The 18,284-nt window shown below is 57.7% G+C and carries 13 protein-coding genes and 4 tRNA genes; 13 read left to right on the top strand and 4 right to left on the bottom strand.

From position 1 onward, the window contains the following. Positions 1-6: 6 nt before the first annotated feature. Together pbpG and folD are read right to left on the bottom strand one after the other, a co-directional pair. Complete coding sequence (gene pbpG, locus ACKZ62_RS10470) at positions 7-930, bottom strand: D-alanyl-D-alanine endopeptidase (RefSeq protein WP_032890050.1); 924 nt, start codon at positions 928-930, stop codon at positions 7-9. A 207-nt stretch (positions 931-1,137) separates the two neighbouring features. Then, on the bottom strand, positions 1,138-1,992 hold the full coding sequence (gene folD / locus ACKZ62_RS10475) for a bifunctional methylenetetrahydrofolate dehydrogenase/methenyltetrahydrofolate cyclohydrolase FolD (RefSeq protein WP_032889913.1): 855 nt from the start codon (positions 1,990-1,992) through the stop codon (positions 1,138-1,140). A gap of 275 nt (positions 1,993-2,267) precedes the next feature. On the opposite strand from folD, the gene ACKZ62_RS10480 reads away from it, so the two are divergent. The 11 genes from ACKZ62_RS10480 to ACKZ62_RS10530 all read left to right on the top strand — a co-directional run bounded on the left by ACKZ62_RS10480 (position 2,268) and on the right by ACKZ62_RS10530 (position 12,502). Further along, positions 2,268-2,344, top strand: a tRNA-Arg gene (locus ACKZ62_RS10480). 32 nt (positions 2,345-2,376) lie between these two features. Beyond that, positions 2,377-2,452, top strand: a tRNA-His gene (locus ACKZ62_RS10485). A 57-nt stretch (positions 2,453-2,509) separates the two neighbouring features. Next, positions 2,510-2,594 (top strand) — tRNA-Leu (locus tag ACKZ62_RS10490). Between the two features lie 76 nt (positions 2,595-2,670). Next, positions 2,671-2,746, top strand: a tRNA-His gene (locus tag ACKZ62_RS10495). Positions 2,747-3,347: 601 nt separating this feature from the next. Continuing rightward, a complete protein-coding gene (gene tig / locus ACKZ62_RS10500; RefSeq protein WP_032889911.1) occupies positions 3,348-4,658 on the top strand; it encodes a trigger factor in 1,311 nt (436 codons plus the stop codon). A gap of 91 nt (positions 4,659-4,749) precedes the next feature. Beyond that, positions 4,750-5,385, top strand: a complete 636-nt coding sequence (gene clpP / locus ACKZ62_RS10505; protein WP_003174822.1) for an ATP-dependent Clp endopeptidase proteolytic subunit ClpP — start codon at positions 4,750-4,752, stop codon at positions 5,383-5,385. Between the two features lie 112 nt (positions 5,386-5,497). Then, positions 5,498-6,781, top strand: a complete 1,284-nt coding sequence (gene clpX / locus ACKZ62_RS10510) for an ATP-dependent Clp protease ATP-binding subunit ClpX (RefSeq protein WP_003238279.1) — start codon at positions 5,498-5,500, stop codon at positions 6,779-6,781. A gap of 173 nt (positions 6,782-6,954) precedes the next feature. Beyond that, a complete protein-coding gene (gene lon / locus ACKZ62_RS10515; RefSeq protein WP_032889909.1) occupies positions 6,955-9,351 on the top strand; it encodes an endopeptidase La in 2,397 nt (798 codons plus the stop codon). A 149-nt stretch (positions 9,352-9,500) separates the two neighbouring features. Next, entirely contained in the window at positions 9,501-9,773 is a 273-nt protein-coding gene (locus tag ACKZ62_RS10520; RefSeq protein ID WP_003174819.1) for an HU family DNA-binding protein, read from the top strand. Between the two features lie 230 nt (positions 9,774-10,003). Then, complete coding sequence (locus tag ACKZ62_RS10525) at positions 10,004-11,878, top strand: SurA N-terminal domain-containing protein (RefSeq protein WP_122680601.1); 1,875 nt, start codon at positions 10,004-10,006, stop codon at positions 11,876-11,878. 99 nt (positions 11,879-11,977) lie between these two features. Continuing rightward, a complete protein-coding gene (locus ACKZ62_RS10530; protein WP_122753621.1) occupies positions 11,978-12,502 on the top strand; it encodes a GNAT family N-acetyltransferase in 525 nt (174 codons plus the stop codon). Here the strand turns inward: ACKZ62_RS10530 and ACKZ62_RS10535 are convergent. Then, positions 12,449-13,654: an MFS transporter gene (locus ACKZ62_RS10535; RefSeq protein ID WP_447096639.1), complete on the bottom strand. Its 1,206-nt coding sequence runs from the start codon at positions 13,652-13,654 to the stop codon at positions 12,449-12,451. The genes ACKZ62_RS10530 and ACKZ62_RS10535 overlap by 54 nt on opposite strands. A 118-nt stretch (positions 13,655-13,772) precedes the next feature. On the opposite strand from ACKZ62_RS10535, the gene ACKZ62_RS10540 reads away from it, so the two are divergent. Beyond that, positions 13,773-14,669, top strand: coding sequence for a LysR family transcriptional regulator (locus ACKZ62_RS10540; RefSeq protein WP_032889901.1), 897 nt, complete (start codon positions 13,773-13,775; stop codon positions 14,667-14,669). Positions 14,670-14,758: 89 nt separating this feature from the next. Further along, positions 14,759-15,541, top strand: a complete 783-nt coding sequence (locus ACKZ62_RS10545) for a DUF2242 domain-containing protein (RefSeq protein WP_447096640.1) — start codon at positions 14,759-14,761, stop codon at positions 15,539-15,541. A gap of 1 nt (position 15,542) precedes the next feature. On the opposite strand, the gene aceE is transcribed toward ACKZ62_RS10545, so the two are convergent. After that, on the bottom strand, positions 15,543-18,203 hold the full coding sequence (gene aceE / locus ACKZ62_RS10550; protein WP_447096641.1) for a pyruvate dehydrogenase (acetyl-transferring), homodimeric type: 2,661 nt from the start codon (positions 18,201-18,203) through the stop codon (positions 15,543-15,545). Between the last annotated feature and the right edge of the window lie 81 nt (positions 18,204-18,284).

Below are 18,284 nucleotides of genomic sequence, written 5' to 3' on the forward strand. Positions count from 1 at the left end.
CGCCCTTTAACGGTGGGCTTGCGCCGCATTCGAGCGGTTCTTCAGATTTTTGTCGGCCTTGTAGCGCAATGCCACGTCCGGCACCGAACCGCCCTTGCCAGTCTCGACCCAGCTGCGAATACGGCTGGCATCGGCAAAGTGCGTGAACTTGCCGAACGCATCCAGGATCACCAGCGACACCGGGCGATTACCCATGCTGGTCACCAGCACCAGGCAATGGCCGGCCTGGTTAGTGAAGCCGGTCTTGGTCAACTTGATATCCCAGTTGGCGCGGTTGATCAGGTGGTCAGTGTTGGAGAAACCCAGGGTGTAGTTGGGCTTGCGGAACGCAACGGTCTTTTCCTTCGTGGTGCTCAACTGGCTGAGCAGCGGGTAGTGCCGTGCGGCAGCCAACAGCTTGCTCAGGTCGCGGGCGGTGGACACGTTGTGTATCGACAGGCCGGTGGGTTCAACATAGTGGGTGTTGGTCATGCCCAGCGCCTTGGCCTTTGCGTTCATCGCCGCGATAAATGCCGGGTAGCCCCCCGGATAGTGGTGGGCCAGGCTGGCGGCGGCGCGGTTTTCCGATGACATCAGGGCGATCAGCAGCATTTCCTTGCGAGGCATTTCGCTGCCGATTTTTACGCGGGAGAACACGCCTTTCATTTCCGGCGTGTCTTTGATGTTGATGTCGATGTACTCATCCATGTTCTGCTTGGCTTCAAGCACGATCAGGCCGGTCATCAACTTGCTCACCGACGCAATCGGCACCACCACGTCGGGGTTGCTGGCGTAGATGACCTTGTTGGTCTGCAGGTCCACCAGCATGGCGCTGCCGGATGCGATCTGCAGTTTGGATGGGTCGCGCGGCGCCTGGGTGGATTCGGCGGCGTGCGCAAAGGTGCCTGTGAACGCAAAAAATAGGCTGGCAATAGAAAGACGAATTTTCACGCGGATGAACTCGCTAAAAAAGTAGGAAATACCGTTGAGCAACGGTTTCTTTGATAAATGCCGTTACATTTTAGGAGTATGGACGATGGAGTGTCGAATGTTCTTCTAAAACCAGACGAAAGTGCTTAAAAACTAAGAAAAAACAGGTTTTTTTCGGGCAATAAAAAGCCCTGCGATAAGGCAGGGCTTTTTCAGTACGACTGGTTATTAACCGTGCAGGGTCTCTGCGGCGTACAGGGTGTTCTCCAGCAGGCAAGCGCGGGTCATCGGGCCGACGCCGCCTGGCACCGGGGTGATCCAGCCAGCGCGGGGCAGGGCAGTGTCGTACACCACATCGCCTACCAGCTTGCCGTCTTCCTGACGGTTGATGCCCACGTCGATAACGATGGCGCCTTCCTTGATCCACTCACCCTTGACCAGGCCCGGCTTGCCGGCGGCTACGACAACGAGGTCGGCACGACCAACGTGGCCTGCCAGGTCCTTGGTGAAGCGGTGGGTAACGGTCACGGTGCAGCCGGCCAGCAGCAGCTCCATGGCCATCGGGCGACCGACAATGTTGGACGCGCCGACCACAACTGCATCAAGGCCGTACAGATCGACACCGGTACTTTCCAGCAGGGTCATGATGCCTTTTGGCGTGCACGGACGCAGCAGGGGGATGCGCTGGGCCAGGCGGCCGACATTGTAAGGATGGAAGCCGTCGACGTCTTTGTCCGGGCGGATTCGCTCCAGCAGCTTGGACGCGTCCAAGTGCTCGGGCAGTGGCAGTTGCAGGAGGATGCCGTCGATCGCAGGGTTGTCGTTGAGGCCGTCGATCAGATCGGTGAGTGCCTCTTGGGTGGTGGCGGCAGGCAGGTCATAGGCCTTGGATATAAAGCCGACCTCTTCACAATCTTTACGCTTGTGCGAGACATAAACCTGAGAGGCAGGATCGCTGCCGACCAGGATCACCGCGAGGCCAGGCGTGCGCAGGCCTTGCTGGCTGCGCTCGGTGACTCGTTTGGCGATCTGCTGGCGCAGGCTGGCGGCGATTGATTTGCCGTCGATAAGTTGTGCAGTCATTACGCGTGATTAACCATCGAGAGGGGGAGGAAAAGTGCGCGCATTCTCGCACGCCACGACGTGAGGGCAAAGGCGCTTGGTCTGCAAATTGGCCTAACCCCTTAAATAAAATGAATTTTTTTCAAAAAAGATTTGACGGGTTTCCGGGCCCTCTATACTATTCGTCGCACTTGTCGGGCACAGCCTAGCACTGGTTAAGAAGGTCGAGCAGAATTGTTGTACTGCAAGGCTGGAAGCACTTAGTTTGTAATCCTCCAAGAGTACAGATTAATAAGGCGCCCGTAGCTCAGCTGGATAGAGCATCCGCCTTCTAAGCGGATGGTCGCAGGTTCGAGTCCTGCCGGGTGCGCCATTAGGCAGCTTTGGCACAAGTAGCGCTATATGGTGGGCGTAGCTCAGTTGGTAGAGCACGGGATTGTGACTCCCGTTGTCGAGGGTTCGATCCCCTTCGTCCACCCCATATTTTGAAAAGGCGCCAGATTAATCGTCTGGCGCCTTTGCTTTAAGAGCTTCAAACGCGGATGTGGTGGAATTGGTAGACACACTGGATTTAGGTTCCAGCGCCGCGAGGCGTAAGAGTTCGAGTCTCTTCATCCGCACCAATTAAAGCTTCGCCAAGCCGCCAGGCTGGGTGGGGTCAACAAAGAAGATGTTCGAGTTCTTTGTTAATGCAATATGGTGGGCGTAGCTCAGTTGGTAGAGCACGGGATTGTGACTCCCGTTGTCGAGGGTTCGATCCCCTTCGTCCACCCCATATTTTGAAAAAGCGCCAGATCAATGATCTGGCGCTTTTTTTTTGCATCTGGAAAAAGCTGGGTCTTGTTTCTGTGGGCGGTTGCGGTCGAGTAGTGCGAGGCGCCTAGAGATTATGGTTGTCAAAAAAGCAAGCATTCTCAATGCCTTGGCGTTAGAATCGTTGCCGGTTTTGAACGTGTAGGACTGATGCTCGTCTATAGAGAGGTCAGTACCGCTATTAAATAGCGATAACGGCGCAGTACCTGAAAAGGGCTGTGCCGTTTTCGTTTAAGCGTTTCGAGTTTCAAGGGCGGGGCGCTTCATCGTATTTGTGTTTCTCGATGCTGCTTCCCTGTCGCCGGTCTTGCTCGCAAGGCTGGCTGCCGGGGGCTGCGTTCCTGGTCCTTCTATATATAGAAGGGTTGGCGCAGAGCCCTGGCGTGATGAGCTGTATTTGCTAACGGGCTGAGGTGCACGCGTGCACTTGAACCTACAAATGGCCTGCTGTTTTTTTACCCGTTTCCAGTAGGGTGACTTCTTGAGTTTGACCCTCTAGAATGCATGCCCTTGATTCTGGGGTCGGAAACGGCCGGCTAACGTCTGTGCAACGAGGAATATTCATGCAAGTTTCTGTTGAAAATACTACTGCTCTTGAGCGCCGCCTGAGCATCACCGTGCCGGCAGAGCGTATCGAGACTGCGGTCAACAAGCGTCTGCAGCAGACTGCCCAAAAGGCCAAGATCGCTGGTTTCCGTCCAGGCAAAGTGCCGATGAGCGAAATCAAGCGCCGTTTTGGTGCTGATGCGCGTCAAGAAGCTGTAGGTGACGTGATCCAGGCTTCCTTCTACGAAGCCGTTGTTGAGCAAAAGCTGAACCCAGCTGGCTCGCCTTCGATCGAGCCTAAGTCCCTGGAAGCTGGCAAGGACCTGGAATATGTTGCCGTATTTGAAGTGTTCCCAGAGTTCGAAGTCGCTGGTTTCGACGGTATCGAAATCGAGCGCCTGAGCGCTGATGTCGCTGATTCCGACCTGGACAACATGCTGGAAATCCTGCGCAAGCAGAACACTCGTTTCGAAGTGGCCGATCGTGCCGCCCAGAACGAAGACCAGCTGAACATCGATTTCGTTGGCAAGGTTGACGGCGAAGTGTTCGCTGGTGGCTCTGCCAAGGGTACCCAATTGGTACTGGGCTCCAACCGCATGATTCCTGGTTTCGAAGACGGCCTGGTTGGCGCCAAAGCCGGCGAAGAGCGTGTTCTGAACCTGACTTTCCCTGCTGACTACCAAAATCTGGACTTGGCTGGCAAAGCTGCCGAGTTCACCGTGACCGTCAACAGCGTTTCCGAGCCTAAGCTGCCAGAGCTGAACGAAGAGTTCTTCAATCAGTTTGGTATCAAGGAAACCGGCATCGAAGGCTTCCGCACCGAAGTTCGCAAGAACATGGAGCGCGAGCTGCGCCAGGCCATCAAGTCCAAGGTTAAGAATCAGGTCATGGACGGTCTGCTGGCTGCCAACCCGATCGAAGTGCCTAAGGCTTTGCTGTCCAATGAAGTGGATCGCCTGCGCGTTCAAGCGGTTCAGCAGTTTGGTGGCAATATCAAGCCTGACCAACTGCCTGCCGAGCTGTTCGAAGAGCAAGCCAAGCGTCGCGTTGTGCTGGGTTTGGTCGTGGCTGAAGTGGTCAAGCAGTTCGACCTCAAGCCTGATGAAGATCGCGTTCGCGAAATGATCCAGGAAATGGCTTCGGCCTACCAGGAGCCTGAGCAGGTTGTGGCTTGGTACTACAAGAACGACCAGCAACTGAACGAAGTGCGTTCGGTTGTGCTGGAAGAACAAGTTGTGGATACTGTTCTGCAGAAGGCTAAGGTGACCGATAAAGCGGTCTCTTACGAAGAAGCAGTCAAGCCGGCGGAAGCAGCACAAGCCGACTGATTGTCCAACTCGTTGGAAATTCAACCATAAGCCAGCCTCGCGCTGGCTTATGCGTTTTCAAGACATGACTATTTGGGAGTAACTGCAGAGCATGTTCCGTAATTCCTATATTCAGCAGAACTCTGATATCCAGGCCGCAGGCGGCTTGGTCCCGATGGTTGTCGAGCAGTCTGCTCGTGGCGAGCGCGCCTACGACATCTACTCGCGCCTGCTCAAGGAGCGAGTGATCTTTCTGGTGGGCCCGGTAGAGGACTACATGGCCAACCTGATCTGTGCGCAGCTGCTGTTCCTTGAAGCGGAAAACCCGGACAAGGACATCCATCTCTACATTAACTCGCCGGGCGGTTCGGTGACGGCAGGTATGTCGATCTACGACACCATGCAGTTCATCAAGCCTAACGTCTCGACTACCTGCATTGGCCAGGCCTGCAGCATGGGCGCGTTCCTGCTGACGGCGGGTGCCGAGGGCAAGCGTTACTGCCTGCCGAACTCGCGCGTGATGATTCACCAGCCACTGGGCGGTTTCCAGGGCCAGGCGTCGGACATCGAAATCCACGCTAAGGAAATCCTCTTCATCCGCGAACGTCTTAACACGCTGATGGCCAAGCACAGCGGGCACACGCTGGAAGAAATCGAGCGCGACACCAACCGCGACAACTTCATGAGCGCCGAAGCCGCACGTGAATACGGGTTGATCGATGCAGTGATCGAAAAGCGCCCCGCTTAATATAAGCCGCTCAAAATAGGGTTGGTCGGCGTGTCCGATCATCGGCGGGCTTGAAAAAGCCCGCATAAGCCTTCATCTTGTGTTGCAAGCCTATCGGATTTGGATCGAACGAATGACTGACACCCGCAACGGCGAGGACAACGGCAAGCTGCTCTATTGCTCCTTCTGTGGCAAAAGCCAGCATGAAGTACGCAAGTTGATTGCCGGCCCCTCGGTGTTTATCTGCGACGAGTGCGTCGACCTGTGCAATGACATCATCCGCGAGGAGGTGCAGGAAGCACAGGCCGAGAGCAGCGCGCATAAACTGCCTTCGCCTAAAGAAATCAGCGGCATCCTTGATCAATATGTGATTGGTCAAGAGCGTGCAAAGAAGGTTCTGGCCGTAGCGGTGTACAACCACTACAAGCGTCTGAACCAGCGTGACAAGAAAGGCGACGAAGTCGAACTCGGCAAGAGCAACATCTTGCTGATCGGTCCTACAGGCTCGGGTAAAACCCTGCTTGCAGAAACCCTCGCTCGTCTGCTGAATGTTCCGTTCACCATCGCCGACGCTACCACCCTCACTGAGGCTGGCTACGTGGGTGAGGACGTCGAGAACATCATTCAGAAACTGCTGCAGAAGTGCGATTACGACGTAGAGAAGGCCCAGATGGGTATTGTCTATATCGACGAAATCGACAAGATCTCGCGCAAGTCTGACAACCCGTCGATCACCCGGGACGTTTCTGGTGAGGGCGTGCAGCAGGCTCTGTTGAAGCTGATTGAAGGCACGGTTGCTTCCGTACCGCCACAAGGCGGCCGCAAGCACCCGCAGCAGGAATTCCTTCAGGTTGATACGCGTAACATCCTGTTCATCTGTGGCGGTGCGTTCTCTGGGCTGGAAAAAGTTATTCAGCAACGTTCCACCCGGGGCGGTATCGGTTTCAGTGCAGAAGTACGCAGCAAGGAAGAAGGCAAGAAGGTGGGCGAGTCCCTGCGTGAGGTTGAGCCTGACGATCTGGTCAAGTTCGGTCTGATCCCGGAATTCGTTGGCCGTTTGCCGGTCCTGGCCACATTGGACGAGTTGGATGAGGCTGCTCTGATTCAGATCCTCACCGAGCCGAAAAATGCCCTGACTAAGCAGTACGCCAAGCTGTTTGAGATGGAAGGTGTGGACCTTGAGTTCCGTACTGATGCTCTCAAGTCGGTAGCCAAGCGGGCGCTGGAGCGCAAGACCGGTGCACGTGGTCTGCGTTCTATCCTTGAAGGTGTATTGCTCGACACCATGTACGAAATCCCCTCGCAGTCTGAGGTGAGTAAAGTGGTGATCGACGAAAGCGTTATAGAAGGTAAGTCCAAGCCGCTGTATATCTACGAGAACAGTGAGCCGACTGCCAAAGCTGCGCCAGACGCGTAAGCGTTTCGCAGTTTCGGTACAAACAAGGGGCCCCTAGGGCCCCTTTGTTTTTTGTGCGACTTTTATCTTGAAGCGTTTACTGCGTTTAACTGCTGGCAATAAGCTTGTTTTTTTTGCATGCAGCCCCCATCTTGGTTTCAAGCTTATTTTTCAACTGTCATAGAGGCGAAATCATGAAGACAACCATTGAATTGCCTCTCCTGCCGTTGCGTGATGTCGTCGTTTATCCGCACATGGTTATCCCGCTGTTCGTGGGGCGCGAGAAGTCTATCGAAGCCCTTGAGGCAGCGATGACGGGCGACAAGCAGATCCTGCTGTTGGCCCAGAGAAATCCTGCCGATGATGATCCAGGCGAAGACGCCCTGTATCGCGTCGGTACAATTGCTACTGTCCTGCAACTGCTCAAACTGCCTGATGGCACCGTCAAGGTGCTGGTAGAAGGCGAGCAACGAGGTGCTGTAGAGCGTTTCATGGAGGTGGATGGTCACCTGCGCGCCGAAGTGGCGCTGATCGACGAAGTCGAAGCCCCTGAGCGCGAATCCGAAGTTTTTGTACGCAGCCTGCTCTCGCAGTTCGAGCAGTATGTGCAGTTGGGCAAAAAAGTCCCGGCTGAGGTCCTGTCTTCCCTCAATAGCATTGATGAGCCAAGCCGTCTGGTCGACACCATGGCCGCACACATGGCGCTGAAGATCGAGCAGAAGCAAGACATCCTCGAAATCATCGACCTGTCGGCCCGTGTTGAACATGTCCTGGCGTTGCTGGATGCCGAAATCGACCTGTTGCAGGTTGAGAAGCGCATTCGTGGTCGCGTGAAGAAACAAATGGAGCGTAGCCAGCGCGAGTACTACCTGAATGAGCAGATGAAGGCCATTCAGAAAGAACTTGGCGACAGCGAGGAGGGCCACAACGAAATCGAAGAGCTGAAAAAGCGCATTGATGCCGCAGGCCTGCCGAAAGACGCTCTTACCAAAGCTAATGCCGAGCTGAACAAGCTCAAGCAGATGTCGCCGATGTCCGCTGAAGCGACCGTAGTGCGCTCGTACATCGACTGGCTGGTGCAAGTGCCGTGGAAGGCCCAGACCAAAGTGCGTTTGGACCTGACACGTGCCGAGGAAATTCTCGACGCCGATCACTATGGCCTCGAAGAAGTCAAAGAGCGGATTCTCGAATACCTCGCCGTGCAAAAGCGCGTGAAGAAAATTCGTGGTCCGGTGTTGTGCCTGGTCGGCCCTCCAGGTGTTGGTAAAACCTCTCTCGCCGAATCGATTGCCAGTGCGACTAACCGCAAATTCGTGCGCATGGCGCTCGGCGGTGTGCGTGATGAGGCGGAAATTCGTGGTCATCGCCGAACTTACATCGGTTCGATGCCAGGAAGATTGATTCAAAAGATGACAAAGGTGGGTGTGCGCAACCCGCTGTTCCTGCTTGATGAAATCGACAAAATGGGCAGCGACATGCGTGGCGACCCGGCATCGGCGTTGCTGGAAGTGCTCGACCCTGAGCAAAACCATAATTTCAACGACCATTACCTAGAAGTCGACTACGACTTGTCTGACGTAATGTTCCTCTGCACTTCCAACTCCATGAACATCCCGCCGGCCTTGCTGGATCGGATGGAGGTGATTCGTCTACCGGGTTACACCGAGGACGAGAAGATCAACATTGCGGTCAAGTACCTCGCGCCCAAGCAAATTTCGGCGAATGGCCTGAAGAAGGGCGAGATCGAATTTGACATCGAAGCGATCCGCGACATCGTACGTTACTACACCCGCGAGGCCGGTGTGCGGGGCCTTGAACGCCAGATCGCGAAGATTTGCCGCAAGGCAGTCAAAGAGCATGCGCTGGAAAAACGCTTCTCCGTGAAGGTGGTGGCCGACTCCTTGGAGCACTTCCTGGGTGTGAAGAAATTCCGCTACGGCCTGGCCGAGCAGCAGGATCAAGTCGGTCAGGTGACTGGCTTGGCGTGGACCCAGGTGGGCGGAGAATTGCTGACCATCGAGGCTGCTGTGATTCCAGGCAAAGGCCAGCTGATCAAGACCGGTTCCCTGGGTGACGTGATGGTTGAATCCATCACTGCCGCGCAGACCGTGGTGCGCAGTCGCGCCAGAAGCCTGGGGATCCCCCTGGACTTCCACGAGAAGCATGACACTCACATTCATATGCCGGAAGGTGCTACGCCTAAAGATGGCCCTAGCGCTGGCGTAGGCATGTGCACGGCCTTGGTGTCTGCATTGACCGGCATCCCGGTGCGTGCCGACGTCGCCATGACTGGGGAAATCACCCTGCGTGGTCAGGTATTGGCCATCGGTGGTCTGAAAGAGAAATTGCTTGCAGCACACCGGGGTGGTATCAAAACAGTGATCATCCCTGAAGAGAATGTTCGCGACTTGAAGGAAATTCCTGACAACATCAAGCAGGATCTTCAGATTAAACCGGTTAAATGGATTGACGAGGTCCTGCAAATTGCGCTGCAATACGCGCCAGAGCCCTTGCCGGATGTGGCTCCGGAGATAGTTGCCAAGGATGAAAAACGAGAGTCTGATTCCAAGGAAAGAATTAGCACGCATTAATGTGAATAAGCCTGGAGGCTTCCTTGACAGCTTTTTAGAGCCCTTGTTATAAAGCGGCTCTTAAGTGTCTGTAGGCCATTCAGCACTGGTTTTTGCTGTTTACCAAAAAACTTAGAATCATACTCAATAGATATATAAGGGGACTTAGAGTGAACAAGTCGGAACTGATTGATGCTATTGCTGCATCCGCTGATATCCCGAAAGCTGCTGCTGGCCGTGCGCTGGATGCAGTAATCGAATCCGTCACTGGCGCTCTGAAGGCCGGCGACTCCGTGGTACTGGTAGGCTTCGGTACGTTCTCTGTGACTGACCGCCCAGCTCGCACTGGCCGCAACCCACAGACTGGCAAAGCACTGCAAATCGCTGCTGCCAAAAAACCAGGTTTCAAAGCCGGTAAAGCCCTGAAAGAAGCCGTTAACTAAGCTTCGTTCAAGCCTTTGCTACCCGGGTCGGACGCAGGTCTGGCCTGGCAGCGGAGCGGTAGCTGACCCACGTATCCATTGGGTCGCCACGCCGGGGGTGCAAGTTCAACCCCCCGTCCGCTCCGCCAGTTACGAGAAGGCGCATCCTCGGATGCGCCTTTCTTCTATCCGGATTCTACCCACGCTCCACGGTTGCCAATTTTTGAAGTTCAACCGTTTCTGGGGGACGCATGCTGCAAAATATCAGGGACAATTCACAAGGCTGGATTGCCAAGACCATTATCGGGATCATCGTCGCATTGATGGCGTTCACCGGTATCGAAGCCATTTTCCAAGCTTCGGGTACTAACAAGCAGGACGTGGCCAAGGTCAACGGTGAAGAAATCACCCAGACCGAGCTGAGCCAGGCCGTCGACATGCAACGTCGACAGCTGATGCAACAGTTGGGCAAGGATTTCGACGCTTCGCTCCTCGACGAAAAACTGCTGCGCGAGGCGGCTCTCAAAGGCCTGATCGACCGCAAGCTGCTGCTGCAAGGTGCTGCCGATTCCAAGTTCGGGTTCTCTGAAGCTGCATTGGACCAGGTGATCCTGCAAACGCCGGAATTCCAGGTTGACGGCAAGTTCAACGCCGAACGCTTTGACCAGGTGATCCGTCAGTTGGGCTATAGCCGTCTGCAGTTCCGTCAGATGATGACCCAGGAAATGCTGATCGGTCAGGTTCGCGCAGGCATTGCCGGTAGCGGCTTTGTCACCGATGCCGAAGTGCTCGCATTTGCCCGTCTGGAAAAACAGACTCGCGATTTCGCCACCGTCAACATCAAGGCCAACCCTGCGGCGGTGAAGCTCACCGACGAAGAGGTCAAGGCTTACTACGACCAGCACGCCAAAGAGTTCATGACCCCGGACCAGGTGGTCATCGACTATCTGGAATTGAAGAAGTCTTCTTTCTTCGACCAGGTCAACGTCAAGGACGATGAACTGCAGGCGGCCTATCAGAAAGAAACCGCCAACCTCGCTGAACAGCGTCGCGCGGCGCACATTCTGATTGAAGTCAACGACAAGGTTTCCGACGCGCAAGCCAAGGCTAAGATCGAAGAAATCCAGGCACGCCTGGCCAAAGGTGAGAAGTTCGAAGCCCTGGCCAAGGAGTTTTCCCAGGATCCTGGCTCTGCCAACAACGGCGGTGACCTCGGCTTCGCTGGCCCTGGCGTCTACGATCCGGACTTCGAAACGGCCCTGTATGCGTTGAAACAGGACCAGGTCTCGACGCCGGTGCGCAGCACCTTCGGTTGGCACTTGATCAAGTTGTTGGGCGTTGAAGCACCGCAAGTGCCGACGTTCGCCAGCCTGAAAGACAAACTGACCCGTGAGCTCAAGGCCCAGCAGGTAGAGCAGCGTTTTGTCGAAGCGACCAAGCAATTGGAAGATGCGGCATTCGAAGCTTCTGACTTGGCTCAGCCTGCCTCTGACCTGAAGCTGACCGTGCACACCTCCGCACCGTTTGGCCGTGAAGGTGGTGACGGTGTCGCGGCCAACCGTGCCGTGGTCACCGCTGCGTTCAGCCCGGAAGTGCTGGATGAAGGTGCCAACAGCACCGCCATTGAGCTGGACCCGGAAACCATCATCGTGCTGCGTGCCAAAGAGCACCGCAAACCTGCGCAACTGCCGCTGGAAAGCGTTGCTGCGGCAATCCGCACGCAGATGGCCAAGGAGCGCGCCAGCGCGGCTGCCAAGACTCACGCTGACGAGCTGATCGCCAGCCTGCGTGATGGCAAGACACCGCTGAACCAGCCGGTCGATGGTCAGGCGTGGAAAGTCACTGAAGCGGCTACCCGTAGCCAGGAAGCGATCGACCCAGCCGTATTGCAAGCCCTGTTCCGCATGCCTAAGCCTGCGGTCAAGGACAAGCCGACCTTCACCACCGTGACCCTGGCTGACGGTAGCCTGGCGATCGTGCGCTTGAACGGCGTGAATGAAGCTGCAGCCCCATCGGAAGAAGAAAAGGCCCAATACCGCCGCTTCCTCGCTTCCCGTGTTGGCCAGCAGGACTTCGCAGCGTACCGCAAGCAGTTGGAAACCAAGGCTGATATCAAGAAGTACTGATGTTGGTTTGAACAAGAAGCCCCCGGCCTGAAAAGACCGGGGGCTTTTTTATGTGCGCTAGACTGGGTGCTCGGTATCGTCGACCCAGGAGTTCCATGCATGTTGATTCAAGGAATGGACGGCTTGCTGATCCGCCGCGCCCGTGTGGCGGATGTTTCTGCCGTGCTCCAGGTGTTCGACGAGGTGATTGCATGGTTCGTTGGCATAGGCAATACCCATCAGTGGGGCACCGAGCCCTGGTCGGCGTTGCCCCGGCGGGTCGCGCAAGTGGCTGAAGCCTGCGCGTTGCCCGGGGCGTGGGTGGTAGAGGATCCCGCAGGGCGTATCCGTGGAGCGCTGGTTTTGGGCGATCCCATGCCTTATGTACCGTTGGCGACTGAGCCCGAGGTGTATGTGCGCCTGTTGATTGCCGCGCGTGACCCGCGTGTTCGCGGCCTTGGGCGGCGCATGATGGCCTTTGCCGATGACCAAGCCCGGGCAGTAGGCGTCACGCGTTTGCGTGTGGACTGCTACGGCGGCGGGACAGGGGATCTGGTGCGTTTTTATGAGTCCTGTGGCTACGAGCGCATTTCAACATTCGACTTGGCGGGCTGGCCGGGCCAACTGTTGGGGCGCCGTCTGTGATGCGCCAGCCCAGGCCAGTAGCATCAGTAGCATAACGGCCCATGGAAAGCCCGCGACGCCCCAGCCCTGAAGCAACACGCCACCCGCCAGCCCGCCACCGGCTATCCCCAGGTTCCACACGGTCACTAGCATTGATTGTGCGGTATCCGCCGACTCGCCCGCCGATTGGGCCAGTGCGGTTTGCAACAGCGCCGGCAGGCCGCCGAACGCCAGGCCCCATAACGCCACGGCGGTATAGATGACTGCCGGCACATTGATCCAGAACGCCAGCGCCAGGGCGATCAGGCCAAACAGCGCACAACTGATTAATAGTAAGGCGCGCAGCCACCGGTCAATCAACACACCTGCCAACCAGATGCTAAGCACCGCCGAGAGGCCAAACACCAGCAGCACTCGGTCAACATCCGCATCGATCCCGGCGGGCACCAGCAACGGGGCGATGTAGGTGTAGAGAATGTTGTGGGCCAGCACGTAGGTAAACGTTACCCACAGCACCGGACGAATTCCTGGCAGGTTCAGCACCTGGCGCAGCCCCAAGCGTTTATCCGCCCGTTCGCCAGCAAAATCCGGCAGTTGCCAGCGTGCCCAAGCCAGTAACACCAAGGTCAGCCCGGTCATGATCGCAAAACTCAGGCGCCAGCCAACGGTGGTGCCGAGGAAGGTGCCCGCAGGCACACCCAGTGACAGCGCCAGCGGTGCACCCAGCATGGCCACGGCAATGGCGCGACCTTGCAAGTGTGGCGACACCATTCGGCTCGCATAACCCGCTAGCAACGCCCAAAGCAGCCCGGCGAAGACCCCGGCAAAAAAGCGCGCCACGAGGGTCAGCCCGTAGTGGCTGGACAGCGCGGTTATGCTGTTGACCAAGGCAAAGCCGCCGATGGCCATCAGCAGTAACGGTCGTCTGCGCAAGCCGCGGGTCAGCAGCGTCAGGGGGATGGCCGCCAGCAACGAGCCAAGGGCATAGACCGTGACCAGTTGACCGACCAGGGCGGGCGACACGCCTAGGCCTTTGCCTATCTGGGGTAGTAATCCGGCGGGCATGGCTTCGGTGAGGATGGTGATAAAGCCAGCGCTGGCCAGGGCCAGTAGACCGCCCAGCGGTAATGAATCCCGCTGGGCTGATGCGGTGAGTGAAGGGCTGCTGCTCATGACGTTTTATCCAGGTAAAAGGGCAAGCGGCCAGAGTAGGGGGCTGTGGTTGACGGAAAAACAGGCTAAGGTTCCGAACTTATCGGACGCAAGTGTCCGCAATCGCTGAAGGGGGATCATGGACAGCTTGGGCAGCCTTTCGGTGTTCGTGCAGGTGGCGCAGACGCTCAGCTTCACCGCCGCCGGCCGTGTGCTGGGGGTGTCGTCGTCGGCTGTAGGCAAAAGCATTGCGCGGATGGAAGAGCGCCTGGGCGTGCGGCTGTTTCACCGCAGCACGCGCAGTATCACCTTGACCAGTGAAGGCTCGCTGTTCCTTGAGCGGTCGCGGCGGATTCTCGCTGAGGTGGAAGCAGCCGAGCAGGAACTGACAGACGCCGGTGCAACCCCACGGGGCAAGCTGCGCATCAGTGTGCCGCAGGTGCGGGGCTTGTTGATGCCAGTACTCAGTGACTTTATGCGCGTCTATCCGGATATCGAGTTGGATGTGGATTTCTCTGACCGTATGGTGGACGTGATCGAGGAAGGTTTCGATGCGGTGATTCGTACGGGCAAGCCAGAAGATTCGCGGTTGATGGCGCGCCACCTGGGTCACTACCAGTTGGTACTCGTCGCCACACCGGGATACTTCGCCCAACACGGCACCCCGCAGCAACCACAGGACCTGAATGGCCACGCCTGCCTGCGCCACAAGTTCTGCGCCACGGGCAAGCTCGAGCCCTGGCCGTTGCGTCTTGCCCCGGGTGCTGCGGAACCGCTGTTACGTACGCCGTTGGTCAGTACCACCATTGAGTCTCTGAACCACGTGGTGCTCGAGGGTTTGGGCATTGCCTGCCTGCCGGACTACATGGTCAACCAGGCCGTGGGCGAGGGGCGCTTGCAACGGGTGTTGGATGATTACTTGGAACACCGGGGCAGTTTCTGGATGTTGTGGCCCGGTCGCCATACTTCGACCAAGGTACGCGTGTTTATTGACCATATGTGCGCCGGGCTTTTCCCTGCAGGCCCCGGTGCGTAACCCTGTGACGTTTTACCGACAGGAATGCGCGCGCCAAGGCCTCGTTCTGTTGCACAATACCGCCCAGACCGTTTTCCTCAGGATCTTCAATGTCGACATCATTCCACTTGTGTAGCCTCGGGCTGGCGCTGGTGCTGGCGGGCGCCGCGGGCTGCTCGTCACCCAAGACCGCTATTTATGAACATGAGAACTTCGACGACTCCGGTACGTTTTCCCGGGATTACCCCGTTAGCGATGTAGCAGCGTGCGAGGCCGCGCGGCGTGCCTTGCTGAGCCAGGGCTACATCATCACCAGCAGCGACCCGAAACTGGTCGTGGGTAACAAGAGTTTCCAGCAGACCGGCGAAACTCACCTGCAGATCAGCTTCAACGTGGTGTGTGCCGATGACGGCAAAGGTAAAAAGCACTCGACGATGTTTGCCAACGCCCTTCAGGATCGCTATGCGCTGAAGAAGGTCAACAACTCCGCTAGCCTGGGTGTAGGCGTGCTGGGGTCGGTGTCGATGCCGATTGGCTCCACCGATGACTCGATGGTGAAGGTGGCGAGTGAAACGGTGTCCGCGCCGAAGTTCTACGATCGCTACTTTGCGTTGGTGGACGTCTTCCTGCCCCAGGAAGTGAAGAAGGCTGAGCATATCCCCGAGCAGCCAAAGGCGGACCTCGGTGTGCCGGAGCCGAAGGCCGCACCCGCTGCGGAGAAAGTCGAGGCGCCGAAGGAAGAGCCTGCCGTACCAGCTGCTGCGGAGCCGGTTGTGCCTGCGCCTGAAGCCGCACCGATTGCCCCGCAGGCCGAGCCCGCACCCGCCACGACCACGCCGGACCTGCCGGCGCCGACAGAAGCGATTCCGCCCCTGCCAACGCCTGCGCAGTAGTTCAGACCGCTACGGGATTCACCTTGTCGACGTTGATCCCGTAGCGTTTGATCGCTTCACTGACCTTGTCGCGACCGATCATGCCGTCATCCGCCAGCGCCTTCAGGGCGGCCAGGGCGATGAAGTGGCGATCCACCTCAAAGAACTCACGCAAGGCTTCCCGGGTGTCTGATTGCCCGAAGCCATCAGTGCCCAGCGCGACAAAGCGACGGCCCGGCACGAACGGACGAAGCTGATCGGCGAACAGTTTCACGTAATCCGTCGTCACCACCACTGGCCCCGTGTGCCCGGCCAGGCATTGCTCTGCGTAACTCACGCGAGGCTCGCTTTCCGGGTGCAGCAGGTTCCAGCGTTCGACCGCATGCCCGTCACGGCGCAACTCGGTGAGGCTGGTCACGCTCCACACGTTGCCGTGCACACCGAAGTCGGTGGCCAGCAGTTCAGCGGCGGCGATCACTTCTCGCAGGATCGAACCACTGCCCATCAGTTGCACTTGCGCCTCAGGGTTGGCGCTGAGCCTGTACATACCTTTGAGAATGCCGCCTTCCACGCCTTCGGGCATCGCCGGGTGCGGGTAGTTTTCGTTGAGCAGGGTGATGTAGTAGTAAATGTCCTCTTGCTCAACGTACATGCGCCGCATGCCCTCGCGAATAATCACCGCCAGTTCGTAGGCAAAGGTCGGGTCATAAGAGATGCAGCACGGAATCACCGACGAGAGGATATGGCTATGACCATCGTCATGCTGCAAGCCTTCGCCCATCAGCGTGGTACGCCCGGCCGTGGCGCCCAGCAAGAAACCACGCGCGCGCGCATCGCCCGCCGCCCAAGCCAGGTCGCCGACGCGCTGGAAACCGAACATCGAATAGAAGATATAGAACGGCACGGTCATCAGGCCGTGGTTGCTGTAGGACGTACTCGCCGCGATCCATGAGGAAATGGCGCCTGACTCATTCAGGCCTTCCTGCATGATCTGTCCGTCCTTGCTCTCCTTGTAGTAGCTCAGTTGCCCGGAGTCCTGTGGGGTGTAGAGTTGGCCGACGGCGGAGTGGATGCCGATCTGACGGAACAGGCTCTCCATGCCGAAGGTGCGTGATTCGTCCGGCACGATGGGCACGATCAGCTTGCCCAGGTGCGGGTCTTTCAGCAGGGTGCCGAGGATGCGCACGAAGGCCATGGTGGTGGAAATCGCGCGCTCGCCAGTGTCCTTGAGCTGAGTGGCGAAAGCGCTCAGTTCGGGGATCTGCAGCGATTCGACCGCAGTGTGGCGCGCGGGCACATAGCCGCCCAAGGCCTGGCGACGTGCGGCGAAGTAACGGGCTTCTTCGCTATCGGCTATGGGCTTGAGGTAAGGAATTTCAGCAAGTTGCTCATCGGGCACCTCCAGGCCGAAGCGGTCGCGGAAGGCCTTGACGGCGTCGGCACCCATCTTTTTCAGTTGGTGGTTAATGTTCTGGCCTTCGCCGGCTTCGCCCATACCAAAGCCCTTGACGGTTTTTGCCAGGATCACCGTCGGTTGGCCACTGTGACGCACGGCGGCGGCATAGGCGTTGTAGACCTTGTCCGGGTCATGGCCTCCCCGTGAGAGTTTCCAGATGTCGTCGTCGGACAGGTCCGCAACCAGTGCCAGCAACTCCGGGTATTTGCCGAAGAAGTGTTCGCGCACGTAGGCGCCGTTCTGGGATTTGTAGTTCTGATAGTCACCGTCCACGCATTCCATCATGCGTTGGCGCAGCAGGCCGCTTGTGTCTTTTTCCAGCAGTGCATCCCAGCCACCACCCCAGATCACTTTGATCACATTCCAGCCGGCGGCGCGGTACAGGCTTTCGAATTCCTGGATCACCTTGGCGTTGCCGCGTACCGGGCCGTCCAGGCGTTGCAGGTTGCAGTTGACCACGAAGATCAGGTTGTCGAGTTTCTCGCGTCCGGCCAGGGAAATGGCGGCCAGGGATTCCGGCTGGTCCATTTCGCCATCACCCAGGAATGCCCAGACCTTACGGCCCTGGTGTTGCTTGAGGTCACGAAACTCCAGGTAGCGCATAAAACGCGCCTGATAGGCCGCCGTGATCGGCCCCAGTCCCATGGACACCGTAGGAAATTGCCAGAAGTCCGGCATTAGTCGTGGGTGGGGGTAGGACGAAATGCCCTCACCACCGGCTTCACGGCGGAAGTTATCCAGTTGTGCTTCGCTGATGCGGCCTTCGAGGTAGGCGCGGCCGTAAATGCCAGGCGAGGAATGCCCCTGGATGTACACCAGGTCGCCGTCGAAGCGGTCGGTGCGGCCACGGAAGAAGTGGTCGAAGCCGACGTCGTAAAGCACAGCGGCTGACGCATAAGTGGCGATATGCCCACCCACACCGGAGTGTTTGCCTGCACGCAATACCATGGCCATGGCGTTCCAGCGGATAAACGCATTGGTGCGGCGTTCGATGGCCAGGTTGCCGGGGTAGGGCAACTGGCGATCCACCGGGATCGTGTTGACGTAAGGCGTGGTCACCCGCCCATAGAAGTCGCCATGCCGCGCCACGTCGAAATCCAGCAACTGATCGATCAGGTAATGGGCGCGCGGGCGGCCTTCGGTGGACAGCACCGATTCGATGGACTCCAGCCACTCGCGGGTTTCCTGTGGATCGACGTCGCGTCTGACTGCGTTATTCGGGGTCATGTGAGGCTCCAGGGTCGGCGGATTTCAAGTGGCGGGCTCCTTGTGGGAACGTCGTCAATGTTGTTGCAATTGCAACTACAT

The sequence above is a fragment of the Pseudomonas sivasensis genome (assembly GCF_052938085.1).

Coding starts and splice junctions, on each gene's coding strand:
- folD (WP_032889913.1), bottom strand. CDS start 1,992: ATGACTGCACAACTTATCGACGGCAAATCAATCGCCGCCAGCCTGCGC.
- tig (WP_032889911.1), top strand. CDS start 3,348: ATGCAAGTTTCTGTTGAAAATACTACTGCTCTTGAGCGCCGCCTGAGC.
- clpP (WP_003174822.1), top strand. CDS start 4,750: ATGTTCCGTAATTCCTATATTCAGCAGAACTCTGATATCCAGGCCGCA.
- clpX (WP_003238279.1), top strand. CDS start 5,498: ATGACTGACACCCGCAACGGCGAGGACAACGGCAAGCTGCTCTATTGC.
- lon (WP_032889909.1), top strand. CDS start 6,955: ATGAAGACAACCATTGAATTGCCTCTCCTGCCGTTGCGTGATGTCGTC.
- ACKZ62_RS10525 (WP_122680601.1), top strand. CDS start 10,004: ATGCTGCAAAATATCAGGGACAATTCACAAGGCTGGATTGCCAAGACC.
- ACKZ62_RS10530 (WP_122753621.1), top strand. CDS start 11,978: ATGTTGATTCAAGGAATGGACGGCTTGCTGATCCGCCGCGCCCGTGTG.
- ACKZ62_RS10535 (WP_447096639.1), bottom strand. CDS start 13,654: ATGAGCAGCAGCCCTTCACTCACCGCATCAGCCCAGCGGGATTCATTA.
- ACKZ62_RS10540 (WP_032889901.1), top strand. CDS start 13,773: ATGGACAGCTTGGGCAGCCTTTCGGTGTTCGTGCAGGTGGCGCAGACG.
- ACKZ62_RS10545 (WP_447096640.1), top strand. CDS start 14,759: ATGTCGACATCATTCCACTTGTGTAGCCTCGGGCTGGCGCTGGTGCTG.
- aceE (WP_447096641.1), bottom strand. CDS start 18,203: ATGACCCCGAATAACGCAGTCAGACGCGACGTCGATCCACAGGAAACC.